General features: G+C 67.3%; 24 protein-coding genes. 8 read left to right on the forward strand and 16 right to left on the reverse strand.

What is annotated here, in order from left to right; genetic code table 11:
* Window positions 1-122 precede the first annotated feature (122 nt).
* Window positions 123-1316: a UDP-galactopyranose mutase gene (gene glf, locus FPP74_RS10755; RefSeq protein ID WP_144718442.1), complete on the reverse strand. Its 1194-nt coding sequence runs from the start codon at window positions 1314-1316 to the stop codon at window positions 123-125.
* A gap of 156 nt (window positions 1317-1472) precedes the next feature.
* On the opposite strand from glf, the gene FPP74_RS10760 reads away from it, so the two are divergent.
* Window positions 1473-3443, forward strand: a complete 1971-nt coding sequence (locus FPP74_RS10760) for an N-acetylmuramoyl-L-alanine amidase (protein WP_144718444.1) — start codon at window positions 1473-1475, stop codon at window positions 3441-3443.
* A gap of 16 nt (window positions 3444-3459) precedes the next feature.
* Here FPP74_RS10760 and glpK read toward each other — a convergent pair whose 3' ends face one another.
* From glpK to serS, 4 genes are read right to left on the reverse strand one after another with little or no spacing between them, the layout of a single operon-like run.
* A complete protein-coding gene (glpK, locus tag FPP74_RS10765; protein ID WP_144718446.1) occupies window positions 3460-4926 on the reverse strand; it encodes a glycerol kinase GlpK in 1467 nt (488 codons plus the stop codon).
* Window positions 4927-4948: 22 nt separating this feature from the next.
* Window positions 4949-5776, reverse strand: a complete 828-nt coding sequence (locus tag FPP74_RS10770; RefSeq protein WP_095546256.1) for an HAD family hydrolase — start codon at window positions 5774-5776, stop codon at window positions 4949-4951.
* 4 nt (window positions 5777-5780) lie between these two features.
* The gene (locus FPP74_RS10775) at window positions 5781-6641 is read right to left on the reverse strand and encodes a 1-acyl-sn-glycerol-3-phosphate acyltransferase (protein ID WP_144718448.1); all 861 of its coding nucleotides are present in this window, start codon (window positions 6639-6641) and stop codon (window positions 5781-5783) included.
* Complete coding sequence (gene serS / locus FPP74_RS10780) at window positions 6641-7894, reverse strand: serine--tRNA ligase (RefSeq protein WP_095536086.1); 1254 nt, start codon at window positions 7892-7894, stop codon at window positions 6641-6643. The genes FPP74_RS10775 and serS overlap by 1 nt, the downstream gene beginning before the upstream one ends.
* A gap of 133 nt (window positions 7895-8027) precedes the next feature.
* On the opposite strand from serS, the gene FPP74_RS10785 reads away from it, so the two are divergent.
* Genes FPP74_RS10785 through FPP74_RS10795 form a run of 3 tightly spaced genes read left to right on the forward strand, consistent with a single transcriptional unit; the run spans window position 8028 to window position 10201 of the window.
* Window positions 8028-8771 carry a GntR family transcriptional regulator gene (locus FPP74_RS10785; protein WP_095535985.1) on the forward strand — a complete coding sequence of 248 codons (744 nt, stop codon included), beginning with the start codon at window positions 8028-8030 and terminating at the stop codon, window positions 8769-8771.
* 3 nt (window positions 8772-8774) lie between these two features.
* Window positions 8775-9854 (forward strand): septum formation family protein, encoded by a 1080-nt coding sequence (locus FPP74_RS10790; RefSeq protein ID WP_144718450.1) that lies wholly within the window; start codon window positions 8775-8777, stop codon window positions 9852-9854.
* Window positions 9854-10201, forward strand: coding sequence for a metallopeptidase family protein (locus FPP74_RS10795; RefSeq protein ID WP_144718453.1), 348 nt, complete (start codon window positions 9854-9856; stop codon window positions 10199-10201). Before FPP74_RS10790 ends, FPP74_RS10795 begins: the two co-directional genes overlap by 1 nt.
* Here the strand turns inward: FPP74_RS10795 and pheA are convergent.
* Window positions 10198-11121, reverse strand: a complete 924-nt coding sequence (gene pheA, locus FPP74_RS10800) for a prephenate dehydratase (RefSeq protein ID WP_144718455.1) — start codon at window positions 11119-11121, stop codon at window positions 10198-10200. The genes FPP74_RS10795 and pheA overlap by 4 nt on opposite strands.
* A 17-nt stretch (window positions 11122-11138) precedes the next feature.
* Here pheA and FPP74_RS10805 point away from each other — a divergent pair, with 17 nt between their 5' ends.
* On the forward strand, window positions 11139-11885 hold the full coding sequence (locus FPP74_RS10805; RefSeq protein WP_144718457.1) for a CPBP family intramembrane glutamic endopeptidase: 747 nt from the start codon (window positions 11139-11141) through the stop codon (window positions 11883-11885).
* 98 nt (window positions 11886-11983) lie between these two features.
* On the opposite strand, the gene FPP74_RS10810 is transcribed toward FPP74_RS10805, so the two are convergent.
* Together FPP74_RS10810 and FPP74_RS10815 are read right to left on the reverse strand one after the other, a co-directional pair.
* Window positions 11984-13117, reverse strand: a complete 1134-nt coding sequence (locus FPP74_RS10810) for an MFS transporter (protein WP_244213400.1) — start codon at window positions 13115-13117, stop codon at window positions 11984-11986.
* Window positions 13117-13443, reverse strand: a complete 327-nt coding sequence (locus FPP74_RS10815; protein WP_095278884.1) for a helix-turn-helix transcriptional regulator — start codon at window positions 13441-13443, stop codon at window positions 13117-13119. The genes FPP74_RS10810 and FPP74_RS10815 overlap by 1 nt, the downstream gene beginning before the upstream one ends.
* Before the next feature lie 185 nt (window positions 13444-13628).
* On the opposite strand from FPP74_RS10815, the gene FPP74_RS10820 reads away from it, so the two are divergent.
* Entirely contained in the window at window positions 13629-14858 is a 1230-nt protein-coding gene (locus FPP74_RS10820; RefSeq protein WP_095547911.1) for an LCP family protein, read from the forward strand.
* 63 nt (window positions 14859-14921) lie between these two features.
* On the opposite strand, the gene FPP74_RS10825 is transcribed toward FPP74_RS10820, so the two are convergent.
* The 7 genes from FPP74_RS10825 to FPP74_RS10855 all read right to left on the reverse strand — a co-directional run bounded on the left by FPP74_RS10825 (window position 14922) and on the right by FPP74_RS10855 (window position 21985).
* Window positions 14922-16052 carry an ABC transporter ATP-binding protein gene (locus FPP74_RS10825; RefSeq protein WP_095535980.1) on the reverse strand — a complete coding sequence of 377 codons (1131 nt, stop codon included), beginning with the start codon at window positions 16050-16052 and terminating at the stop codon, window positions 14922-14924.
* Between the two features lie 40 nt (window positions 16053-16092).
* On the reverse strand, window positions 16093-17397 hold the full coding sequence (locus FPP74_RS10830) for an ABC transporter substrate-binding protein (protein WP_144718459.1): 1305 nt from the start codon (window positions 17395-17397) through the stop codon (window positions 16093-16095).
* Window positions 17398-17466: 69 nt separating this feature from the next.
* The gene (locus FPP74_RS10835) at window positions 17467-18297 is read right to left on the reverse strand and encodes a carbohydrate ABC transporter permease (RefSeq protein ID WP_233127024.1); all 831 of its coding nucleotides are present in this window, start codon (window positions 18295-18297) and stop codon (window positions 17467-17469) included.
* A 144-nt stretch (window positions 18298-18441) separates the two neighbouring features.
* Window positions 18442-19407, reverse strand: a complete 966-nt coding sequence (locus tag FPP74_RS10840; RefSeq protein WP_144718463.1) for a carbohydrate ABC transporter permease — start codon at window positions 19405-19407, stop codon at window positions 18442-18444.
* A 133-nt stretch (window positions 19408-19540) separates the two neighbouring features.
* Window positions 19541-20446: a DUF5926 family protein gene (locus tag FPP74_RS10845; RefSeq protein ID WP_122086251.1), complete on the reverse strand. Its 906-nt coding sequence runs from the start codon at window positions 20444-20446 to the stop codon at window positions 19541-19543.
* 24 nt (window positions 20447-20470) lie between these two features.
* Entirely contained in the window at window positions 20471-21211 is a 741-nt protein-coding gene (locus tag FPP74_RS10850) for a glycerophosphodiester phosphodiesterase family protein (protein WP_095535976.1), read from the reverse strand.
* A 9-nt stretch (window positions 21212-21220) separates the two neighbouring features.
* Window positions 21221-21985, reverse strand: coding sequence for a glycerophosphodiester phosphodiesterase family protein (locus FPP74_RS10855; protein ID WP_233127012.1), 765 nt, complete (start codon window positions 21983-21985; stop codon window positions 21221-21223).
* 65 nt (window positions 21986-22050) lie between these two features.
* Here FPP74_RS10855 and FPP74_RS10860 point away from each other — a divergent pair, with 65 nt between their 5' ends.
* Window positions 22051-23937 (forward strand): alpha/beta-hydrolase family protein, encoded by a 1887-nt coding sequence (locus FPP74_RS10860; RefSeq protein WP_095547948.1) that lies wholly within the window; start codon window positions 22051-22053, stop codon window positions 23935-23937.
* On the opposite strand, the gene msrA is transcribed toward FPP74_RS10860, so the two are convergent.
* Complete coding sequence (msrA, locus tag FPP74_RS10865) at window positions 23934-24575, reverse strand: peptide-methionine (S)-S-oxide reductase MsrA (protein ID WP_144718465.1); 642 nt, start codon at window positions 24573-24575, stop codon at window positions 23934-23936. The two genes, FPP74_RS10860 and msrA, sit on opposite strands and share 4 nt — an antisense overlap.
* 116 nt (window positions 24576-24691) lie before the next feature.
* Here msrA and FPP74_RS10870 point away from each other — a divergent pair, with 116 nt between their 5' ends.
* Window positions 24692-25294 carry a superoxide dismutase gene (locus tag FPP74_RS10870; protein ID WP_144718467.1) on the forward strand — a complete coding sequence of 201 codons (603 nt, stop codon included), beginning with the start codon at window positions 24692-24694 and terminating at the stop codon, window positions 25292-25294.
* Window positions 25295-25305 lie beyond the last annotated feature (11 nt).

The raw sequence follows: 25305 nt of genomic DNA on the forward strand, positions 1-25305 counted from the left end.
CCTGGATGCCGATCGAGCCGATGAGCACCAGCACAACTGGTGCTACCGGAAGGCCGAGGAAGGCCTCTAGGCCCCGCCGGGGAGCCACTCGCTGTCTCTGCTCACAGGACACCCATGCAGGATTAGTGCCCGCGCGCCTGGTTCAACGCCTCGCCGTCCTCGAAGTGCGGGCGCAGGTGGTTATCAAACAGGGACAGCGCCGCGCCGATGGCCATGTGCATGTCCAAGTACTGGTAGGTGCCCAGGCGCCCGCCGAAGAGCACCTTGTTCTCGCGGGATTCTGCCGCGGCGAGCTCGCGGTACTTCTTCAGCTTGTCGCGGTCCTCGGGCGTGTTGATCGGGTAGTACACCTCGTCGCCGTCCTCGGCGAAGCGGGAGAACTCCTTCACAATCACCGTCTTGTCGTCGGGGTAAGCCTCCTGCCGCTCCGGGTGGAAGTGGCGGAACTCGTGGATGCGGGTGTACGGCACGTCCGCGTCGTTGTAGTTCATCACCGGTGTGCCCTGGAAGTCACCGGTCTCCAGCACCTCGCGCTCGAAGTCCAGGGTGCGCCAGCCCAGGTGGCCCTCGGCGTAGTCGAAGTACTGGTCCACGGGCCCGGTGTAGACCACGGGGGCGTCGGGGGATTCGGCGCGAAGCTTTTCGCGGACGTCGAAGTAGTCGGTGGACAGGTGGACGTCGATAAGCTCATGCTCCGCCATCTTCTCCAACCAGGCGGCGTAGCCGTCGACCGGCAGGCCCTCGTAGGTGTCGTTGAAGTAGCGGTTGTTAAAGGTGTAGCGGACCGGGAGGCGGGAGATGATCTCCGGCGGCAGGTCGGTGGGGTCGGTCTGCCACTGCTTGGCGGTGTAGTGCTTGACAAAGGCCTCGTAGAGCGGCTTGCCAATCAGCGCGATGCCGCGCTCTTCCAGGTTGGTCGCGGCGGCCGGGTCGAGGCCCTCGCGCTGCTCCTCGATGAGCTTGCGTGCCTCATCCGGCGAGTAGTACTTGCCAAAGAACTGGTTGATCAGGCCCAGGCCCATGGGGAACTGATACGCGGTGCCGTCGTGCATGGCAAACACGCGGTGCTGGTAGTCGGTGAAATCCGTAAAGCAGTTCACGTACTCCCACACGCGCTTGTTGGAGGTGTGGAAGAGGTGCGCGCCGTATTTGTGCACCTCAATGCCGGTGTCCGGGTCCTTTTCGGAGTAGGCGTTGCCGCCGAGGTGGTCGCGCTTTTCCACGATCAGCACGCGCTTGCCCAGCTCGCTCGCGGCCTGCTCCGCCACGGTCAGCCCAAAGAATCCGGATCCAACAACGATGAGGTCATAAGTCATGGTCTCAATCTTTGCATATTTGCTTATCGACGTAGCCCCGCCCGACACGACGACACGCCGGAAGTCTCAAGACTTACTTTAAACTTTAGATTCCTCTACACTGCTCAACAGATAACTGTTTTCACATCCGCCACAGGAGTTTCCAGGAGTCCTACCGTGCAACAACGCAAACGCCTTAATCCGGTGCCCACCCGGACCTCGCCGCTGCTGACCACCACCGTGGCCGCAATCCTCACCGTGGCCGTCGTCGCCGCGGGCGCCTTCGGCGGCAACCACATCCTCAACGTCCAGTCGGTCGGCGGCGCGGACGCCGAAATCTACTCCGACACCGCCTCCTTTGACACGGGCAACAACACCACGGTGGACGACGCCGCCGTGAAGACCCAGGGCGGCGACTCGCAGGCACGCCGCGTGGTCAAGGAGTTCAGCCGCGACCGCGAGTTCAACCTCTTCGGCCTGACCTGGAAGGGCGACCGCGACATCGTCGCCTACGTACGCTCACAAAAGGCCGACGGCTCCTGGACCGAATGGTTCGAGATGGACCACGCCGACAACGCGCAGGGCGAGACCAACGGCACCGAACCGATCTTCGTCGAATCCACCAAGCGCATCCAGGTCTCCACCGGCAACGTCGACCTGCTGGATGAGGGCCGCACGGACTCCGCCGCCCCCACCACCGCGAAGGACCTGCAAGCCGTGTTCCTGGACGGCGGCAGCGGCAACGCGAACCCCATCGCCCCGGCGGCCGACTCCTACACCCGCGGCATGCCCAAGGTGATCACCCGCTCCCAGTGGGGCGCGGGTGCCTCCTCCAACCCCACCTACACCGAGCCTGTGACGGCGGCGACGGTGCACCACACCGCGGGCTCCAACAGCTACTCCGAGGCCGAGGCACCGGGCATTGTCCGCGGCATCTGGCAGTACCACGCCCGCAACCTGGGCTGGGGCGACATCGGCTACAACGCGCTGGTGGATAAGTACGGCAACATCTACGAGGGCCGCGCCGGCGGCCTGGACCGCGCCGTCGAGGGCGCGCACGTGGGTGGCTTCAACCAGAACACCTGGGGCGTGTCCATGCTGGGCGACTACGAGACCGCCTCCCCCACCGAGGCCGCCATCAACGCGATGGGCGAGATCATCGGCTGGAAGGCCGCCGTCGCCGGCTTCGACCCGATGGGCTCCGACTACCACTACGCCGACTTTTCCTTCCCGGGATCCCGCTACCCCGCGGGCCAGGGCGCGATGTTCCCCAACATCAACGCCCACCGCGACTTCCACTACAACGCCTGCCCGGGCCAGAACCTGTACAACCGGATGGGCGACATCCGCCGGATTGCCAACCGCAAGTACGACAGCCTCAAGGGCTCCACGGGCCTCGACTCCATCCTCAACCCGTCCAAGCCGGGCAACAACGGCGGGATTGATAACGGCCTGCCCGACAACGCCAACCCCGACGTCGAGGCCACCGACACCACCGTCGGCGACCTCTCCTCCGCCCTCGGCTCCAGCGACGCCGACACGGAGACCGTGACCAACCCTGACGGCACCACCACGACCGTGGTCCGCCCGAACGGCAACGCACAGAAGGCGAAGAGCAACGTCTCCCTCGAGGGCCTGGCCGCCGGCGACGCCGTCGCCATCGCCGCCGCTGCCGGCACGCTCGCCGGCCTGGTCATCCTGTACGCCAACTCCCGCGGCCTGTTGCCCGGCGCCACCAAGTCCGTCGCCGGGATGGAGATCATCCCCGGCCTGACCGTGCAGCAGCTCACCCCGTACATCGGCCCCGCGCTGCAGGCGGTGGGCAAGCAGGACCTCGCTGACGTGTGGTACCAGTTCGAGCCGACCCTCGGCGCGATCACCGCCGGCGTGGGCGGCCCGCAGGTGGGCGGCCGCGAGTACGCCTTCTTCCAGAAGGGCATCGGTGTCAAGGACCGCCAGGGCCAGATCTACACGCTGGCCGGCAAGGTGGCGGACGCCTGGCTCCAGCAGGGCATGGACGCCGGCCCGCTCGGCATGCCGCTCTCGCAGGAGCGCACGCTTGGCGACGGCACCGTCCAGGTCACCTTCCAAGGCGGCGCCATCAGCTACAACCCCGCCACCAACGCGGTAAACATCACGACCAACTAGGCCGTCAGGCCCGCAGCTAGGCCTGGTCGTAGGAGCGGCGCACCGCGTCCTCCCACCGCGCCACCAGCCGGTCCCGTTCGGGGCCGGCCCACGTGTTTTCCCAGGCGGTGGTGGGACCGAGGGACAAGGGGGCGCAAATAAGTTTGGCCCCAATGCCCGCAGCCGACGCCGCGCCCATCACCGTGGTTTCCGTGTTCGCGGGACGCTCGACGCGAAGGCCCAGGATGTCGGCCTGCATCTGCATGAGCAGGTCATTGGTGGTCATGCCACCGTCGACGCGCAGCTCCGTTGGCTCGCCACCCATCGCGCGCACCACCTCGAGCGCCTGCAGACAGGTGGCCTCGAGCGCGGCGCGGGCGATGTGGCGGCGATCCACAAACCTGGTCAGGCCCGTGATCACGCCGCGCGCGTCGGGGCGCCACCGCGGCGCGAACAGCCCGGAGAACGCCGGTACGATCACCACCCCGCCGCTGTTGTCCACCTGCGCCGCGAGCCGCTCCGACTCCTCCGCGGTACGCAGGATGCCCAGCTGGTCGCGCAGCCACTGGATCAGGGAGCCACCGACGGCCACGGACCCCTCCTGCGCGTACACCGGCGGCTCGCCGTCGATCTGGTACGCCACGGTGGTAAGCAGGCCGTCGCTGCTCATGCGCGGCTGCGCACCCGTGTTGAGCAGCATGAACAGCCCAGTCCCGTAGGTCATCTTCGCCTCGTTCTCGCGCAGGCAGTGCTGCCCGAACAGCGCGGCCTGCTGGTCGCCCAGCACGCCCGCGATGGGCACCCCTGCGAGCGGGCCGCGGCGGCGCACGGTGCCGAAAGTGCCTATCGACGCCCGTATCTCCGGCAGCAACCGCCGCGGAACCCCGATCTCCGCGCACAGGTCCTCGTCCCACGCAAGCGTGCGCAGGTCCATGAGCAGGGTGCGCGAGGCGTTCGTGACGTCGGTGACGTGCAGCGCGCGCTCCGGTTCCCGCGCGCCGCCGGTGAGGTTCCAGATCAGCCAGGTGTCAATGGTTCCGGCGAGCAGCTCGCCGCGCTCGGCGCGCTCGCGCGCGCCATCGACGTTGTCCAGGATCCAGGCCCACTTCGGTCCGGCCGGGTAGGAGTTGTGCAGCAGGCCGGTCCGCTCGAGGTAGCGGCCCGGGTCGGCGTCGTTTTCCGGGTTGGTGCGGGTGTCCTGCCACACGATCGCGTTGTAGATCGGCGCGCCCGTCGCCTTGTCCCAGATGACGGCGGTTTCGCGCTGGTTGGTCAGGCCGAGCGCGCCGATGTCGTCCTCGGCGATGTCGGCCTCCGCCATCGCCTCGCTCAGCGCGCGGCGGGTGTTGCGCCAGATCTCCATGGGGTCGTGCTCGACCCAGCCTTCGCATGGCATGTGCTGGGTGTGCTCGAACTGCGCCTGGGCGACGACGCGTCCTTCGGTATCGGTGATGACCGCGCGGGTCGAGGTCGTGCCCTGGTCAATGGCGGCGATGAGAGGCATGCCGACAATTGTATGGTGTGGGCTAGAACCAGTGTTCCAGCACCTGCGCCACCCCATCTTCGGAGTTGGTGGCGGTGGTGTAGTCGGCGGCGTCGAGAAGCGCGGGCGCGGCGTTGCCCATCGCCACGCCCATCCCGGCCCAGGCGAGCAGCTCGAGGTCGTTGGGCATGTCGCCGAACGCGATGACCTGGGAGGCGTCGATGCCGTAGCTGGCGGCGAGCACGGACGCGCCGGTCGCCTTGTTCACGCCCGGGTGGGACAGCTCGATGAGGCCCTCGTCCATGGAATAGGTCAGGTGCGCGTCCTCCGGCTCGATGGTGGGCGCGACCAGGTCGAACAGTTCCGCGGAGCGCAGCTGCGGGCAGCGCACGAGCAGCTTGGCGGCGGGCTCGGCCACGATTTCCGCGGCGGTGCCGATGCCGAAGCTGCTGTCCCAGGCGTCCCGGTTGTACTCGGGGGTGATGAGGAAGCAGTCCTCCTCCGGGTCGAGCGCGCTTTGGCCGACGCGCTCCACCCCAAAGCCGTGCTGCAGGCCGTGCGGGGCGAGCGCCTTGCCGACGGCGTCGACGACGCGCTGCATCGTCTCCGGCGCGAGCTCGAAGGAGCGCACCACGGTGTCTTTCACCGGGTCGTAGACCACGGCACCGTTCGCGCACACGCAGGTCGGCGCGATGGGCAGCTGATCCAGCACCGGCATGAGCCAGCGGTGAGGGCGCCCCGTGGCCAGGGCGAACTTGGCCCCCGAGCGCACCGCGCGGACCACCGTGTCGCGCAGCCTCGGGGTCACCCGGCCGGTGGGGGTGATGAAGGTGCCGTCGATGTCGCTGATGATGAGCTTGGGGGCGTGCATGAGTTTAGGTGCCTTTCTTGGCTTGCTTCGCGGCCTTCTTCGCCTTGCGTTCCGCGCGTTCGCGCTCGTACATCTCGGCCGCCTGCTCCAGCGTGGGCGCGCCGCCGCCGAGGGAGGCGGGCACCCACTTGTCGCCGGGCGCAAACGGTCCGAACTCCGCGTCGTACTCCGCGCGGGACTGCTCGAGCATGCGCTGCATCGCCTGCTTGAGCCGCGCCGTGTCGGCCTCGGCGTCGCCGGTGACCTCGACCGGTGCGCCATAACGCACGATCACGCCGACGCCGCGGAACTTTTTGGGCAAATCTTTGGTCCAGATGCGGTGCGAGCCCCAGATCACGCACGGGATCAGCGGCGCGCCCGCCTGCGCGGCGATGCGTGCCGCACCCGTCTTGAAGTCCGCGAGCTCGAAGGAGCGCGAGATCGTGCCCTCCGGGAAGATGCCGACCAGGTCGCCGTCGCGGAGGCCGCGCACGGCGGCGTCGACAGCCGAGCCCCCGTTGTCCCGGTCCACCGGCACGTGCTTCATGGTGCGCAGCAGCGTCCCCAGCACGGGGATGTCAAACACGCCCTGCTTCGCCATGTATCGCAGCAGGCGCCCGCCCTGCAGGAGCGGGCCGGTGCCGGTGAGCATGAAGTCGTAGTAGCCGGTGTGGTTGGCAGCGATGATCGCGCCACCGCGCTCCGGGACGTGCTCCGCCCCCACCACGCGCACGCGCATGCGCTGCAGGCGCATCAGGCGATTGAACATGCGCACGGTGAACGGGTAGAGCCGCTCCTTCGACTCCACCGGGTGCTTCGCCGGGGCCCGGTAGTCCGCCGGGACGGTGAACCCGCGCAGCGTCCTCCACTGCGGTGCGGTGCCCATTAGGCCTCGAGCACTTCCTTGCCCACCCACGGCTGCAGCGCGGCGGGCACGCGGACGGAGCCGTCGGCCTGCTGGTTGTTCTCCAAGATAGCCACCAGCCAGCGGGTCGTGGCCAGGGTGCCATTCAGCGTCGCGGCGATCTGGGTCTTGCCGTTCTCGTCGCGGTAGCGGATGTTCAAGCGGCGGGCCTGGAAGGTTGTGCAGTTGGAGGTGGAAGTCAGCTCACGGTAGGTGTGCTGCGACGGCACCCACGCCTCGGTGTCAAACTTGCGGGCCGCGGAGGAACCGAGGTCGCCCGCGGCGACGTCGATGACGCGGTAAGGCACCTCCACGTCGGCGAGCATCTCGCGCTCCAGCCCGAGCAGCTTCTGGTGCATGTCCTCTGCCTCTTCCGGCTTGCAGTAGACAAACATTTCGAGTTTGTCGAACTGGTGGACGCGCAGGATGCCCTTCGTGTCCTTGCCGTAGGAGCCGGCCTCGCGGCGGAAGCAGGAGGACCAGCCGGCGTAGAGCAGCGGTCCGTCGGAGAGATCGATGATCTCGTCCTGGTGCAGGCCGGCCAGCGCCACCTCGGAGGTGCCCACCAGGTAGAGGTCGTCGCGCTCGAGGTAGTAGATCTCCTCGTCGTGCTCGTCCAGGAAACCGGTACCCGCCATGATCTCGGGGCGCACCAGCACCGGCGGGACGACGACTTTGAAGCCGGCCTCGCGCGCCTTCTTCGCGGCGTGCATGAGCATGCCCAGCTGCATCCAGGCGCCGTCGCCGACCAGGTAGTAGAAGCGGGCGCCGCCGATCTTGGTGCCGCGCTTCATATCAATCGCGCCGAGTGCCTCGCCCAGGTCCAGGTGGTCCTTGACCTCAAAGTCGAACTCCGGGACCTCACCAACGTGCTCGAGCACGACGAAGTCTTCCTCACCGCCGGCGGGCGCGCCCTGGATGGGGTTCGGGATCTTGAACTGCAGCGCCTTGACCTTGGCCTCTGCCTCCTCCTGCTCGGCCTCGGCGGCCTTCACGCGCGCCTTGAGCTCGTTCGAACCCTCCAGCAGTGCGGGGCGGTCCTCCGGCGCCGCCTGCCCAATCTTCTTGCCAAACGCCTTCTGCTCACCGCGCAGCTCGTCCGCCGCCTGGATCGCGGCGCGGCGCTGCTCGTCGGCGGCAATCAGCTGGTCAACCAGCGCCGGGTCCTCACCGCGGGCGGTCTGGGATTGGCGTACAACGTCCGGATTTTCGCGCAGGAATTTCAGATCAATCACAAGCACTCACTCTACCTTGTCGCCGCCCCACCGCAGCCGGGAATGGGGCGTGGCGTTGCGCACCGAGCTTAGCGACGCACACCACATCCCATTTCACCCCAGCTGGTCATAACCAGCGCGGTATGGTGGAGGTATGATCACCAACGGCCCGGTCCCCAAACACGCCCAGCTGCGGGCGCTGTTGGAGCGGCGCTGCGCCGAGGAACTCGCTCCCGGGGACCTGCTGCCCGGCGAGCGGGCGCTGGAGGAGGAGTACGGCGTTTCGCGCATCACGGTACGGCGCGCGATCGGGGACCTCGTCGCGGACGGGAAGCTGCGGCGGGTGCGCGGCAAGGGCACGTTCGTGGCGCCGTCGCCGCTGGTAAGCCGCATGCACCTGGCGAGCTTTTCGGAGGAGATGCGTGAGCAGCGGGTGGACGCGGCGTCGATAATCTTGCACTCTGGCCTCGCCACTCCCCCGCTCGACGCGGCCGAGTTCTTTGGCACCGCGCCGGAGACCCCGCACATCCAGCTGCGCCGGCTGCGGCTTGGCGACGGCCAGCCCTACGCCGTGGACGACGCCTGGTACAACGCGGCGCTCGTCCCGGATCTACTCGAGCACGACGTGGAGCAATCCGTCTACTCGCTACTCCGTACCCGCTACGGGCTGCCCATCACCGAGGCGGAGCAGACCGTCACCGCAGCGAGCGCCACGGCCGCCAACGCGAAGGCGCTGGAGGTGCAAACCGGGACCGCACTGCTGCGCATCGTGCGGCGGGCCGGAAGCGGCGCGCGACCGGTGGAATACTGCACCTCGTGCTACCGCTCGGACCGCTACTGGCTGACCACCCGCGTCGGCCAGGACGCCGACTGCGGCGAGCAGTTGCCTAGTATGTAAGGCATGGTTTCGACTTCCAACGCCACCCGCGCGTTCCTCATCGCCGCGCTCGCCGGCTCGGTGGGCATGGGTTCCTACGCCATGACCACCGACGCGAACGCCCCAGGCGGGGGCGCGAACGGCGAGCAGGGACAACCCCAGGCGCAGACCAGCGAGCACGGCGCGCCGCCAACGCCGTTTACCACCGCTGACCAGGGCGCTTGCCTGACTTGGAACGTGGCCGAGGACGGCAGCGTCACCGGCTTTGAACAGACCGACTGCGCCGTCGAGCACCGCTTCGAGGTGGCCTCGCGCCAAGACCTGGCCATCTACCCCACCTCCGAGTTTGGGCAGGACGCACCCATGCCCAACCCGACGCGCCAGGCGCAGCTGCGCGAGGAGCTGTGCGGCGCGTCCACCCTGCGCTACCTGGAGGGCAAATACGACCCGAACGGCCGCTACTCCATCGCGCCGATCCTCCCGCCGGCCACCGCCTGGGAGGCTGGCGACCGCACCATGCTGTGCGGCCTGCAGGAGACCAACCGCGCCGGCGAGCAGCTGCTCACCACGGGCCGCGTCGCCGAGGAGGACCAGGCGCGCACCTTCGCGCCCGGCGAGTGCGTGGCCATCGACGGCGCGAACAACGCCACCGTGGTCGACTGCGGCCAGCCGCACCAGATGGAGATCACCAGCAAAGTCGACCTCGCACCGGTCTTCCCCGACGGCACGCCGTCCGTGGAGGACCAGGACAAGTACCTCGGCGACGCCTGCACCGAGGCCGCCCACACCTACCTGGGCAGCGAGGAGAACCTGTACCAGATCTCGCTGCAGCCGTTTTGGACCACGCAGCAGCCCGCCTCGTGGGAGGGCGGCTCGCACAGCGTAAACTGCGCGCTCGTCTTCTCCTCGCCCAACGGCGGGTTCTCCGAGCTCACGGGCTCGGCAACCGGAGGCCGGGAGGCATTGCTTATCGACGGCACCCCGCCGCCGGAGCGACCCCAGCGCCGCCCGCTGCGCGAGAACCAGACGCCGGCGGCCTCCTCCGCCCCGGACTCGCCTGCCCCAGAAGCCGCCCCAGAAGCCGCCCCGGAGACTGTGCAGTAATGGTCGAGGTCAGCGACGAGGAGTTCGAGGCGATGATCGACGACGCCCTGGACACCATCCTCGATGAGTTTGCCCGCCGGATGACCAACGTGGTCATCCTTGCGCGCGAGTTCAACGAGGACCAGCCCGAGATCCTGGGCCTGTTCGAGGGCGTGCCGCTGCCGGAGCAGCACGCCAACCACACCGGCTACCTGCCCGACGCGGTGTTCATTTACAAGCAGCCGCTCCAGGCGATGTGCCACTCCGTGGAGGAGCTGCGCCACGAGGTGGACGTGACCGTCAAGCACGAGGTGGGCCACTACTTCGGCATGGAGGAGCACGAGCTCCACGCCCTCGGCTGGGGCTAGCGGGCGCGCTCCTGCTGCCCGAGTGTCCCAGCGCGGGCCGCGTCGACCCACTCCGCAGCCGCCGCGATGCGCGCGTCGCGCACCGGGTGCGGCCCGCCGGCGCAGCGCGGCCACGACCCGAGGAACCGGATCCGCGAGGAGCGCAGGTACACCCCGCGCAGCGCCTCCGCCACCGGCGCGTCATCGATGTGGCCGACGAGGTCGGCGAAGAAGTTGTACGTGTTCGGTTCCTCGCGGGTCGGGCGGGACTCGATGCGCGAGAGGTCCACGCCGCGGTAGGCAAACTCCTGCAGGATGCCCACAAGGCTGCCGGGTACGTTGGGCGTTTGGAAGACGATGGAGGTGCGGTCGTTGCCCGTGCGCGCGGGCGGGGCCGCCACCGGGCCCGCGAGGACGAAGCGGGTGCGCGCCGCCTCCAGGTCCGCCACGTTGCGGGCGTGAACCTCAAGCCCGAAGAGCTCGGCGGCGCGCTCCGGGGCGGCGGCGACGTCGGCCGCTCCCTCGGCGACCTGCTGCGCGGCGGCCGCGTTCGAGGTCGCAGCCTGGAAGGTGGCGCCCGGCGCGTGCTCGCCCATCCACCGTTTCACCTGCTGGTAGGCGACGGGGTGGGTGGCGAAGCGGGTGGCGCTCGCAAGCGATTGCCCCTTGCGAGTCATGATGGCAAACGCGATCTCCAGCTCGGTTTCGGCGAAGATCTGCACGCCCGGGGTGGCCAGGAGCGCGTCCGAGGTGGTGGTCACGGCTCCGTCGACCGAGTTCTCGATGGCCACCACCGCGCGGTCGGCCCGCCCCTCGGCCACCGCGGCGAGCGCCTCCGCCGGCGAGTCCACGGCCACGAGCTCCGGTGCGGGCAGCGCGAAGGCGTGCACAGCCTGCTCAGTAAACGTGCCGGCAGGTCCCAGGTACGCGATACGGGTCATGGGCTTAAAGTTATCGCATGCGCCGCCGCCTCATCACCGAAATTATTCTCGTGCTCGCAGTCACCTTCGGCATGAGCGGGCTTCGCTCCGGGCTCAAGCTTATCGACGCCCTCCTCACCGCCCCCTTAAACGAGCAGTCCACCACCCTGGTGCAGCAGGCCTCGGCCATCGGCTGGTTGGACCTGGCCATGCAGGTCGCCTCCGCGGGCACGCTGTTCGCGTGGGGCGGGCTGGCCTGGTACCTCCTTGGCGCCCAGTGGCGCTGGCCGAAATGGCGCGACTGGGCGCACGCGGCCGGGTTGTCCGCGCTCATCGGGCTGCCGGGCCTGGCGTTCTACGTTGGCGCGGTGCACCTCGGCCTGTCCAAGGTGGTGGTGCCCGCCACGGAGGCGGTGCAAATCCCCACCTCGCTGCTGTGGGCGCTGGCCAATGGCTTCGGCGAGGAGGTCGTGGTGGTGGCCTACCTGGTGCCCCGGCTGCGGGCCCTGGGGTGGGCACCCTGGCAGGCGGTCGCGGCGTCGGCGGTGCTGCGCGGCTCCTACCACCTCTACCAGGGTGTTTCGGCGGGCGCGGGCAATATTGTGATGGGCGTGGTCTTCGCGTGCTACTTCCTGTGGCGGACCGAGCGGACGCACTCTGCGGCCGCAGAGTGGCGCACACCCGAGATCGGCGCCGTGTGGCCGCTGGTGCTCGCGCACTTCCTCATTGACTCCGTCGCGTTCGTGGCGTACCCGCTTCTAGACCTCTCCTGGCTGGGCATCTAGATATACTTCCGTGCTAGTCGGCTCCGCTGGTTTTTGCAACAGTCACACGTCCTCGCAATCCGTCAGGATGCACGGCCTGGGCGCTGGCGAGCACGTGTCTACTCCTTGGAATTCATGCGCTGCCTAAAAAGCTGGCAAAGCAGTGCCATCCCGGCCACGGCAGCTGCAGAGCTACAGAGAACGGTAGGCGCCGCCTGTGCCGCTACGAGCAGTGAGCCAGCAGTCGCGCCCAGTGCCGATCCCAAGTAGTTAGCAGAGGCATTCGCGGCCACGGCAGTGGCGCCGTCAGCCGGGTTTGCCTGGAGAAGGATGTGCTGCTGGGGCGCAAGTGAGGCCCACCCACACATTCCCCAAACAAATAGGCTCGCAACCAGAAGCCAGACGGTCTGCCCCTGCGTCATACCGAGCAACGCGCAGATGAGCCCCACGAGAATGGCCACACTGAGACGCAGCGGGTTGCGCCGATCCATGAGTCTGCCTATACCTAGCGCACCCACCGCGCCTCCAACGCCCCAAACCCAAATCGCAAGAGTCTGGTGTGTGGCGAGACTTCCCACGGACAGAATCACGGTCATATATGTATAGAGCCCCAGAGAAGCTACGCCAGTCAGCAATGTCACTGTCACCGTGAGCAAGTTCTTGGGGCGCGCGATCGATCGCAGCCGGTCGCCCGCACCCGACGCAGGTATTGCTGGCAGTTCTCCTCCGCGCACAGCGACTCCCACTAGGGATGCGCCGCCGATAGCCACGATCAACAAAATGGCAGCTCGCCACCCCCAGCGATGTGCCAGCTCCAAGCCTATCGGGACACCGAACACGGTACCAACTGCCAAACCCGCAAGGACCAGGGCTAACGCGCGTCCCCGGCGTTCTTCTCCCACGAGTTCGGCGGCAACCGCGGACGATAAGGGCGAGTACACCCCCGCTGCCGCGCCAGCCACTATTCGGGTAACCAAGAACACCACGACGGTCGACGAGAGCGCTGTGGCTAAGTTCGCCACTGTAAAAACCAGAAGGGAAAGGATCAGGCTCCGTCGTGATCTCCGACCCGCACGCCCAGCCAGCAGGGGTCCTGCTACTGCATATGCGCCGGTGAAGGCCGCCACCCCCAGGCCCACGGTGGATTCGCGTGCATTCATGGACGAGGCAATAGCAGGAAGAAGACCGGCAACAACGTAGGCGTCTAGCCCGAGAGCAACACTGCCCACCACGAAGGGCCAAAGCCGCCCCATCAAGCTCGTCCCGCCTTCGTGCCGGCGTTGGCGATCACAGCCGCAAGCACGCCCGGGAACAACTGATCTAGATCCTCACTTCTCAGCCGAATGAGACACGCACGACCTTCACTCCGCGTCCATGTCACACCCGCATCGCGCAGCATGCGGGTGTGATAAGTCAGGGTCGACCGAGGAAGATCGTCTGCGAGCTCGAGACTATCGTGCTCACCCCCGTCCGCTAGGCGACGAATCATCTCCAGACGCGTGGGATCGCTCAGGGCTGCCAACACTCTAGCCAGTGTGATCTCATCGGTTTCTGGATGGTGGTATGTGCGAGGGGACATGAAACCTCCTTCTTTCGTGCAGTGATACCTGCATGATAATCGTGCAGCAATTGTTGCACAACTCTTCTTCGGTAGCTTCCGACCGCCCCGTCCAGGGCATCTAGTGGCGGATTTCCCGGCGAACTCCCAGCGCGCGGCGCTACGAAGCAGTAGGTCCCACGCGCCACAACCGTTACACTAAGTGCATGTCTTCGACGCCCCACTCCAACGACCCACGCGATCACCTGGGGGAGTTCGTGCTGGGCAAGGATGGAAAGCCCCTGGTAGACCGGTACGGTCGGCCAATCCGCAAGCGCGGCGCGCGCCAGGAGCCTCCCCGGCAGCCGGCGCCGCGCCAGGAATACGAGCCACGACGCGTCCCCGAATTCACCCGCGTGGAGCGCCCCCGACAGCAAGCGCCGCGCCAGGAATACCAGCCTCGTCGCACCCCGCAGTACTCGCGCCCGGCGCCCGAGCCCGCCCGCGATCCGGTGCCGTCGCAGGTGTCGCGGGGGCGTCGAAGGGGAACGAAGCGGCGTCGAAAAGCGAAGGCCCCAGGCTGCGGCGTCCTCTTCCTCGCGCTGATCGTGCTCGTGGTGGTTGGCACGCTGTTTACCGACGCCCGCCTCACCCGCATCCAGGCGCTCCCGCCCGAGCAGATTGCGAACACTTCGGGCACGAACTGGCTGCTCGTCGGCTCCGACTCCCGCCAGGGACTGAGCGAGAAGGACGTGGAGCGCCTCGGCACGGGCGGCGACCTGGGCACAACCCGCACCGACACGATCATGCTGCTACACCTCCCGCTGCACGGGAAGCCGACGCTGGTGTCCATCCCGCGCGATTCCTACGTGGCCGTGCCGGGCTACGGCTACGACAAGATCAACGCCGCGTTCGCGTACGGCGGCGCCCCGCTGCTGGCGCAGACCGTTGAGGAGAGCACAGGCCTGCACATCGACCGCTACGCCGAGATCGGCATGGGCGGGCTGGCCAACGTGGTCGACGCGGTCGGCGGCGTGGAGATCTGCGTGCAGGAGCCGATCGACGACCCCCTGGCCAACATCTCCGTCCAGCCCGGTTGCCAGAAGATGGACGGCGCGACCAGCCTGGGCTACGTGCGCACCCGCGCCACCGCACAGGGCGACCTGGACCGCGTCATGCGGCAGCGCGACTTCCTCGGCGCGATGCTGGACAAGGTGACCTCGCCCGCCGTGTTCCTCAACCCCTTCCGCCTGGTCCCGCTGCTGTGGACGGTGCCGACGATGTTCTCGGTCGGCGAGGGCGACCACATCTGGAACCTGGCCCGCATCCCGCTGGCGATGCGCGGCGGCATCAACGCAGAGACGATCCCGCTCGGTGGTTTCCAGGACACCGACGTGGGCAACGTGTTGCTCTGGGACGAGGCCGCGGCGGAGGAGCTCTTCGCGTCCCTGCGGTAATCACATCAGCCCCGACCACGCCGAGGACGTGTTTTGGGGCGACGCCGCAAACTTCTACCGGCTCTACAGGTAGTCGTAGTTGATCTCGGTGTCCGGGGCGAAGAAGACGCATCCGCCCTCCATCGGGCGCAGGTAGATCGTGTCGCCCTGATCCACGTTGATGCCGCGCGGCACCTTCACCGTGATGCGGTCGCCCCGCACGGCGATCACGTCGTCGGCTTTCTCCTCGCGGCTGCCGTAGACGTACAGCTCGGAGCCGAGGTGCTCCACGATGTCCACGCGCACCGGCAGGCCGTACTGCTCGCCCGGCTGGTTCACGCCGAGGATCTCCCAGTTCTCGGGGCGGATGCCCACGATCACGCGGTCGGACTGCACCTTGGCCATCTGCTCCGCCGGCATGTGGTAGTCCAGCGCGTGGTCCTTGCCGCCCGCGACGCGGTTGCCAACCACCGGCACGTTCTCAATCAGCGTCATCGCCGGGGAGCCGATGAAGGTGGCGACGAAGGTGTTGCCCGGGTTCTCGTACAGCGTGTTCGGGGCGTCGACCTGCTGGATGATGCCCTTCTTCAGCACGCAGACGCGGTCGCCCATAGTCATCGCCTCGGTCTGGTCGTGGGTGACGTAGACCGTGGTGGTGTTCAGCTCCCGCTGCAGCTGCAGGATCTGGGCGCGGGTAGACACGCGCAGCTTCGCGTCCAGGTTGGACAGGGGCTCGTCCATGAGGAAGACCTTCGGCTGGCGCACGATCGCGCGGCCCATGGCCACGCGCTGGCGCTGGCCGCCGGACATGGCGGAAGGCTTGCGGTCGATGAGGTCCTCGAGCTCGAGCATCTTCGCCGCGAAGTTCACGCGCTCCTCAATGGTCGCCTTGTCCACCTTGGCGTTCTGCAGGGCGAACGCCATGTTTTGGCGCGCAGTCATGTTGGGGTACAGCGCGTAGGACTGGAAGACCATGGCCACGTCTCGGTCGCGGGAGCGGGTCTCGGTGACGTCGGTGCCGTCGATAAGAATCTGCCCCTCGTCAACCGGCTCCAACCCGGCGAGCATGCGCAGCGTGGTGGACTTGCCGCAGCCCGACGGGCCTACAAGCACCAGGAACTCGCCGTCGGCGATCTCCAGGTTGAGGCGGCTGACCGCCGGCGGCTTCTGCGGATCGTAGATCCTGGAGGCCTGGCGGAATTCAACAGTGGCCATGATGTCCTTTCAGGTGGTGCGAAATGTGCAGGGTGCGGGCTTAGAGCTTCGGCTTGATGTCGCGGTCGATGACGCCCTGGGTCTCCTTCTGCAGGTCGGCGAAGGTCTGCTCCACGTCCTGGCCGCCGACGGTGATGCGGTCGAGCGCGCCGCCGATGCGCTGGCCGCCGCCCGAGACGAACACGCGGGCGTAGTCCTGCGGCTTGGTGTTCTCGTTCAGCTGCTTGATCGCGGTCTCCGCGTTCGGGTTCTCCTCCAGGAACTTCTTCTCCTCCGGATCCTCCAGGGCATCCTTACGCACCGGCATGTAGCCAGTCTTCTGAGAGAACTTGATGGTGTTCTTGGTGTTAGTCATGAAGTCGATGAACTTCACCGCGTTGGCCTTGCGCTCATCGGAGATGCCGTTAGGCACGGCCAGGCCGGCACCGCCGGTTGCGGCGGACGGGCCAGGGCCGGGCAGGTAGGTAGTGATGAACGGGACGGTCGCGGTCTCCTTCAGGCCGCCGAGGGAGCCGGTGGACTCCAGCAGGCCGGACGCCTTGCCCGAGCCGAACGCGACGGTCGGGTCGGTCGCGATCTCGATGTGGCCCTCCTTCACCTGATCCTGCAGGAACTTGCCCGCCTCGATGGACTCAGGGGAGGTGAAGTTCGGCTCCCACTCGTTGGAGTAGGACCCGCCGAATGCCCAGATCATGCCCTGGAAGTACCAGTCCAGGTAGTTGGAGCCGTCCGGCACGGTCACGGTCGGCTTGTTCAGCTTCTCCTTGATGGCGGCGGCCCACTCGTCGAACTCCTGCCAGGACTCCGGGCCGCGATCGGTCGGCAGGCCCGCAGCCTTGAGGTCGTCGGTGTTCCAGTACATCAGGTTGGTGGAGCGGGAGTACGGGACGCCGTAGTGCTTGTCGTTGTACTTGTAGTCCTCGCGCAGGGTGTCGACGTAGCTGTCGGCGTCGATGTCGTTCATCTCCCACAGCTCATCCAGCGGGGTGGTTGCCTCGTTGAGCGCGAAGTTGAACCAGGTGACGTCGGAGGCCACGAGGACGTCCGGCTGGTCGCCGCCGGCCAGCGACGCGTTGAAGCGCTGCGCCACCTCCTCGTAGTTGGAGCCCGCGGTCACCAGCTCGACGTGCAGGTCCGGGTTCTCCTGCTCAAACTCCTTGATCATTTCCTCTTCCAGGTCGCGGGAGGAACCCGGGTGGTTGGACCAGAAGGTGATGGTGTTGGCGTCGCCGGAGTCCTTGGAGCCGTTGGAGGCGGTGGTGGAGCCGCCCGCGCAGGCGGTCAGCGAGACGGTGGTGAGCAGTGCTGCGCCCAGGGCGGCGATGCGCTTGGTGTGACGGGACATGGTGTTTCTCCTTGATGTGTTGTTGGAAGTGTTGCGGTTGGTGGGGGTGACGGTGGCGTCGAGAAGCGCCTAGCCCTTCACCGCACCAGCGGTGAGGCCCTTGATCATCGGCTTCTGCAGGATGAGGAAGATGATGATCATGGGCAGGGTGGTCAGCACGGTGCCGGCCATCACCGGGGCCCAGTTGGTCACGCCCTCAGCGTCCTGCAGGCGAGTCAGGCCGACGGGCAACGTGGCCGCCGCCGGGGTGTCCGTGATCAGGAACGGCCACAGGTACTGGTTCCACTCGTTGACCACGGTGATCAGGACGAACGCGGAAAGCGTCGGCCACGACATGGGCAGCACCACACGGAAGAGGGTGGTAAAGAAGCCGGCGCCGTCCATGCGGGCGGCCTCCAGGATCTCAGGCGGCAGCGACTGGAAGTGGTTGCGCATGAGGAACGCGCCGAAGGCGACGCCGGCCAGCGGGATGATCACGCCGGCGTAGGTATCGCGCCAGCCCAACGACGCCACCAGCGAGTAGTTAGAGATGATGGTGATCTGGTTGGGCACCATCAGCGACGCGATGATGAGCAGGAACAGCAGGTTGCGGCCCGGGAAGCGCAAGAACGCGAAGGCGTAGGCCGACAAAACGCCGAGGACCACCTCAATGATGGTGAGCACGAGCGTGATGATGACGGAGTTCTTCAGGTAGCTGGCAAAGCCGGAGGTCTGCCACACGTACGAGTAGTTTTCCGCCTTGAACGGGTTGGGCCAAAACGAGATCGGATCCGAGTAGACATCCTGGAACGACTTAAAGCTGGTGATGAAGATGAAGTACAGCGGCACCATGATCACCAGCACCGTCAGCACGAGCGCGATGTAGCCCAGCACCTTCACCGCCGGGTGCGAATGGTCCATCGGCGCGCCCTTGCGCTTGCGCTGCGTTTCCGTGATCACCGGCTCCGCGTCGGACTGGGAGCCCGGCACCGGGGGCAGGTCGCCCTGCGGTGCGCTGTGGGCAGCGGTGTGCGTGACCGCCGGGATGGTCTGCTTCGTAGACATCTACTTCTCCATCCTTTCCTGCATCTTCACCTGGATGACCGTGATGATGAGGACCACGAGGAACATGATCGTGGCCACCGCGGCGCCGTAGCCGGCGCGGTTGTTCACAAACGTCTCCTGGTAGACCTGGAACACCATCGTGGAGGTGCCGTAGCCGAACGGACCGCCGCCGGTCATGGCGTTGATGATGTCGAAGACCTGGAAGGAGTTCAGCAGCACCGTGATGAGCAGGAAGAAGGTCGTGCCGCGCAGCTGCGGCAGGACCACGCGGAAGAAGTGGCGCGCCGGCGAGGTGCCGTCGATCTCCGAGGCCTCGTCCAGGTCGCGGCGGCACCCCTGCAGCGCGGCGAGATAGATGACAAAGACGTAGCCCACGTTCTTCCACACGTAGGTGACGGTGACCATGAACAGCGCCCAGTTCTGCTGTTGGTAGAAGTTGGGCACGTCCACCCCGATCTTGCCCAGGAAGAACTGGATGAGGCCGTAGGAGGGGTCGAAGACGAACTGGAAGGCCACGCCGATCGCCGCGCCGGCGATGACGTAGGGAGCGAAAACCATGGAGCGCACCGCGGCGCGGCCGAACAGCTTCTGGTCCAGCAGCAGCGCCAGCGCCAGCCCGATCACCATGGAGCCGGCGACGGCGAAGAAGGTGAACACGACGGTGTTAAACACCACGCGCCCGGTGTCCGGGGCCTGGAACCAGTCAATATAGTTCTGCAGGCCGACAAAGTGCATCGTCGGCGAGGAGATGTTCCAGTCGTAGAAGGAGATGCGGATGTTATCTACCAGCGGCCGGTAGGTAAACAGAATGAGGAGCAGCAGGTTCGGGCCGATGAGCAGCGCGGCCAGGCCGATCTGCCGCCAATCAATCTTCCGTTTGCGCGGGTTGCGCGCGTACTCCTCGGAGACCTCCGGGACTTCGGAGACCGCAGGAATCCGCGCGCGCGTCTGCGATGTGGGTTGCATGCGCAAGAACTTAGAGACCCCAGGTGAACATCCGGTTGACAGAAAGTTCTCCCTGAGAAAACTACTTGCAAACTTCAAGAGATCTGCAAGAGATGTACAAAAGCTCTGCGCGACAACTGTCTTTCAGCTGGGTTTAGATGGTCACCTGGCGCGACTTGATGTTGTCCAGCTGCTTGCGCTCGGCGGCGGTGAGCTGCGCGTCGTTGCCCAGCTCCGCCTCCAGCTTCGCGTCCAGCGCCTTCAGCGCCTCCGCGTAGGACTCCGGAGCGACCTCCGGGTCCAGGTCCCACACCGGCACGACCACGCCGTGGGTGCGGAACGCGCCGGCGAACTTCGTGCCCTCGCCCAGCACCAGCTCACCCGTCGCGGCGATGCGCGCGAGCGCGTTGAGCACCTGCGACTCGTTGTCCTCCGTGCGGATCCAGCGGATGTGCGCCTTCCCGCCACCCGGGTTGACCCACCACACGGCGCCCGGCACGCCCGCGCTGACCTCGGCGGACGGCCACACAGCGCCGTTCGCCTGGTTCATCGCCTGCCGCAGCTGCGCGGGGACGTCCTCGCCCTCGGCGAACCACCAGTTGAAGTCGTTGTAGACGGTGATCTCGGGGGTGAAGGTAGCGTCGATAAGCGCCTTGAGCTCCGGCTGGCTCCCATCGGCGGCGGTGGACTGGAGCGTCTCGCCCGGCTTCGCCTCGAGCACCCAGCTCAGCGCGTACGCGAGGTCGCGGCCGGGGTTCTGCGAGTGCGCGCCGACCTGCAGGGCCACGAGGCGCTCGCCGCTCTCGCGCACCATCGCCGCGGCCGCGCCCGGCAGCACGGTGGCCACGGTGACGTCCTCGCCCTTGACCTGGAACTTCGCGCTTGCCGACGGCACGAACTCCTGCAGCGCGATCAACTCGGCCTCAGCGGCGAGCCCGCCGAACGGGCGGGGATCCTTCTGCAGCGCCTCGCGCTCCTTCGCGCGCGCGGCCATCTTGGCCTGGCGGCGGCTCATGCCCTCGGGCAGGTCCTCTTGCTTCTTACGCTTCTTCTTAGCCATGCGGTCAAATCTACCGGACGCGCGCTACTCGCCCGCGAACGTTTCCAGCGCGAGCTGCGGCAGGTCCGTGGCCATGAGGTCCACCCCGCGGGCGCGGCACCACTGCATCTCGCGCGGCAGGTTGACGGTCCACACGTAGGACGGCTGGTCGGCCGCGCCGAGCGCCTCCGGCTCAGCCTGCGCCTGGCGCACGGACGGACCTGGGCCCGTGGCCTGGCCGAAGTCGACCGGCAGCGGCTCGGTCGGGTCCATCAGGGCAAAGGAGCGCAGCTCGGGGAGCAGCTCGCGGAAGCGCTCGATCGCCTCCGGGTTGAAGGAGATGAGGTGCACCTGCTCGCCGGTGTCCATGCCGTGCGCGCGCACGACCCGCGCGACCCCCTCGTCCAGCTCGGCGCCGAACGGGGACGGGTGCTTCGTCTCAATGAGCAGGTGCTTGCCCGGGTACTGGGCGAGGAGGTCGAGCAGCTCGCTGAGCAGCATGATCTGCTGCGGGTCCTCCGGAGTGCCGAAGTTGAGCTGGCGGATCTCCTCCAGCGTCAGCTCCGCGACCTCGCCGGTGGCGCGCTCGCCGTCGACGGTCATGGCGGTGCGGTCCACGGAGAGGTCGTGGATCACCACGGCCTGGCCGTCCTTCGTCATGTTCACGTCGCACTCGATGCCGTAGATGTCCAGCTTGAGCGCCTCCTCGAAGGCGCGGCGCGTGTTCTCCGGGTAGCAGCCGTTGAATCCGCGGTGCGCGACGATGCCGGGAATGTTGGAATCCATGGAGTCTCCTTAACTCGCAGGTGCCGGAGCGGGCACGCTCGTGGCGTCCGCGCGCGCGAACGTCTCCAGCGCCAGGTTGGGCAGGTCGGTGGCCAGGACGTCCACGTTGTGGTCGCGGCACCACATCATCTGCCGCGGCGTGTTCACGGTCCACGTGTACGTCTTCAGCCCGCGCAGCCCGACCAGCTGCTGCCGCGCCTGCAGGTGCTGGATGGACGGGCCGACGCCGTACGGGCGCGACAGCATGGTGCCGCGCGGGTTCCACCGCTTCTCGCGCACGCGGAACAGGTAGTAGGTCTCCAGCTGCGGCGCCATGTGCGTGAAGTAGCGCACCGCCTTGTGGGAGAAGGAGATGATGTGGATGCGCTCGCTGTGCAGCAGCCCCGCGTAGGTGAGCACGCGCAGCGTCTGCTCGTCCACCTCGGGCCCGTAGAGGGTGGGGTGCTTCGTCTCGATGTAGAGGTGCTTGTCCGGGTAGTCCTGCATGAGCTCCAGCAGCTCCTCCAGCAGCATGATCTGCTGCGGGTCCTCGTCGGTGCCGCAGTTCAGCTCGCGCAGCTGCGCGTAGTCCATGCAGTCGACGCGCCCGCGCCCGTTCGTGGTGCGCGAAACGTTCGCGTCGTGGAAGACGACGAGCTTGCCGTCGCGCGAGAGGCGCACGTCGCACTCGATGCCGTGGATGGGGAGCTTCAGCGCTTCCTCAAACGCTCGCCTGGTCAGCTCGGGGTACATGCCGGAAAATCCGCGGTGCGCAACAATGTTCGTCTGCCTCACAGTGCCCAAACCTACAACGGGTTGCGCCCCCGCGCGACCGGAGAAACTTTGTCATAATGCTGGGCATGGGCACACCCAAGCTTATCGACGCCACCGCGCCCCTTTCCCGCCTCACCGCCGGTATCGACTCGGCGCGTCGGGCCGTGCGGCGCGCCCGCGGCCGGTACAGCTTCGACCGCCACGGCGTGCTGGCCGCCCCGCTCGCCGCCGTGGAAATCCTCGCGGACCTCTCCCCCATCGTCCGCCTGCAGGGCCTGCGCCGCCTGCCCAACAACTTCCGCTCCGGGGTGATCGGCGCGGAGATCGCCTCGTGGGGCGCGGTCGCGCCCTCGCTGCTGCCCCGCCGCTGGTGGACCACCGCCGCGAACGTGGCGATCTGCCAGGCCGTCGGGCACATGATCGGCTCGGGTGTGGGCAGCGTCGCGCGCGCCTGCGGGACGAGCGGGCCGCGGGGGCGTCACGCCAACCCGGCGCGCATTGTGATGAGCTCGATGACGATGGCGGCCTACGGGGCGTCGTTAAGCGTGCATGCCCGGCAGGAGCGCCTGGTGGAGAACCCGCGCCCGGTGCGGGCGGCCGACACGGTGGCCGGCCTGGCGGTGGGCACGCTGGGGTACGGCGCGACACTGCTGCTTGGCGAGGCCCTGCAGACCTCCGTCGACCGCATCAACGCCGTCTTCGGCCGCCGCCTCCCGCCCGTGACCTCGTGGCCGCTGGCAATTCTCGCGGTGGGCGCGGGCGCCTACCTGTTCACGGATCGCCTGGTGGTGCGCAACTTCCTCTCCAACGTGTACAAGGAGGCGGAAGAGCTTAACCGGCAGTTCCTCCCGGGCGCCGCGCAGCCGCGCGAGCCGGAGCGCACGGGCTCGCCCGCGTCCGGCGAGGCGTGGCGCAGGATGGGCCGCCAGGGCCGCGCGGTGGTCGCGGGCGGGCCGCGCAAGCGCGACATCGGTCTGGTCCTGGGCGAATCCCCCGACAAGGTCAAGGAGCCGATCCGCATCTTCATCGCGCTTCGCGACGGCAACCGCAGCCGCTCCTACGAAGAGATGGCCGCCGCCGCCCTGCGCGAGATGGACCGCACCGACGCCTGGTCGCGCCGCCACATCGCGGTCCTCTCCGCCGCCGGCACCGGCTGGATCAATGACTTCCACACCTCCGGCTTCGAGTTCGTCGCGCGCGGCGACTGCGCCATCGTGGCCATGCAGTACTCCTACGTCCCGTCGCTCTACTCCTACATGGCGGACCGCGAATCCGCCGTCCAGTCCTCCCGCATCCTCATCAATGCGATCTCCGAGCGCATTTCGCTTCTCGACGCCCACCGCCAGCCCAAGCTCTACGTCGGCGGAGAGTCCCTCGGCGCTTACGGCGTCGCCGACGCCTTCCACGCACCCGAGGAGCTGCTCGCCCGCACCTCCGGCGGCGTGTTCACGGGGGCGCCGGCGTTCTGCGCCGCTCACGCGGCACTGACGCGACGGCGCGAAGAGGGCAGCCCGCAGCGCCTCCCCGTCGTGGACGGCGGCCGCCACTTCCGCTTCATCTCCCACCCCGACCACCTGGACCACGACTATGCGGGCAACGAGTACGACGCCCCGTGGGAGTTCCCCCGCGCCGTCTTCGCCCAACACGCCTCGGACCCCATCGTGTGGTGGGACTGGAGCCTGCTGTGGCGGGCCCCCGACTGGCTCAAGGAGCCCGGATCGCGCGGGGTCCCCGCCCCCGCCGCCCAGCACTTAGACGTGCTGGACACGCTGCGCTGGTGGCCGTTTGTCACCTTCTGGCAGGTGGGTATCGACCAGATCAACTCCAAGGACTTCGCCGCCCCGCACGGGCACAACTACCACGCCGAGACCGTCGCGGCGTGGAACAAGGTGCTCGACGGCGGGCTCACCAACGCCGAGCTGGAGCGCATCAACCGGTGGATTGCGGCAGACGCGACGAAGCTGCGCGCTTAGATCCCGCAGGCGACGCCGGTGGAGTGGTGCGGGCAGTAGCCGTTGGGCACCTTGTGCAGGTACTGCTGGTGCTGTTCCTCCGCCAGGTAGTAGTCCACGTCCGCGCGGACCTCGGTGGTCATGTCCCCGTAGCCGGCCTCCTTGAGCTGGCGGCCGTACTCGTCGCACCACTGCCGGATCTGCTCCGCTTCCTCCTCCGTGTCCGGGTAGAAGGCGGAGCGGTACTGGGTGCCGTGGTCGTTGCCCTGGCGGTAGCCCTGCGTGGGGTCGTGCGCCTCGAGCGCGGTGCGCACCAGGTCCTTCAGGCTGATCGTTTCCGGGTCGTAGACCACCTCGACGGTCTCCGCGTGGTTGGTCCTGCCGCCGCACACCTCGGCGTAGGTTGGGTTGGGGGTCTGCCCGCCGGCGTAGCCCGCGGAGGTGGACTCCACCCCGTCGAGCTCCCAGAACATCTTCTCCACGCCCCAGAAGCAGCCAATGGCGATGCGCAAGCGGCGCTGCTCCGGCTTCCACGGCCCGGTAATCGGGGTGCCCAGCACGGCGTGCGGCTGGGGGTTTGGCAGCAGCGGCTCCGCGCGGCCGGGCAGCGTCTGGTCGGCCGGAACGAGCTCAGGTGTCAGTGTAAAAAGGAATCCCATGTGTCTAATAACTAACAATTGGGCCCCGGAAATTCCACGGATATTTTCATTGCACGAAATGAGTTTTTGTCTACTATGGGGCACGTCATCACAAGCTGACGAAAGGATTTAGCACAATGGCTGTTTACGAGCTTCCGGAACTCCCGTACGCATACGACGCGCTGGAGCCCCACATCTCCAAGGAGATTATGGAGCTGCACCACGACAAGCACCACGCAACTTACGTCGCTGGCGCGAACGCTGCGCTCGAGGCCCTCGAGGCTGAGCGCAACGGCGAGGCAAACCCGGACAAGCTGCGCGCGCTGTCCAAGAACCTCGCGTTCAACCTGGGTGGCCACACCAACCACTCCATCTTCTGGAAGAACATGGCATCGAACGCTGGCGGCAACCCGACCGGCGCAATCGCCGAGGCCATCGACCGCGACTTCGGTTCTTTCGAGGCATTCCAGAAGCAGTTCGCTGGCGTCGCCACCGGCCTGCAGGGCTCCGGCTGGGCCGTCCTGGGCTACGACCACATCGCTGGCCGCCTGATCATCCAGCAGCTGACCGACCAGCAGGGCAACATCTCCGTTGACTTCACCCCGGTCCTCATGCTGGACATGTGGGAGCACGCGTTCTACCTGCAGTACAAGAACGTCAAGGCTGATTACGTCAAGGCTTGGTGGAACGTCGTCAACTGGGACGACGTCAACGAGCGCCTCACAGCTGCGTCCAAGTAAGGTCCTAGTAA

The sequence above is a fragment of the Corynebacterium sp. NML180780 genome (assembly GCF_007786415.1).
In the GTDB taxonomy this organism is placed as follows: domain Bacteria; phylum Actinomycetota; class Actinomycetes; order Mycobacteriales; family Mycobacteriaceae; genus Corynebacterium; species Corynebacterium gottingense.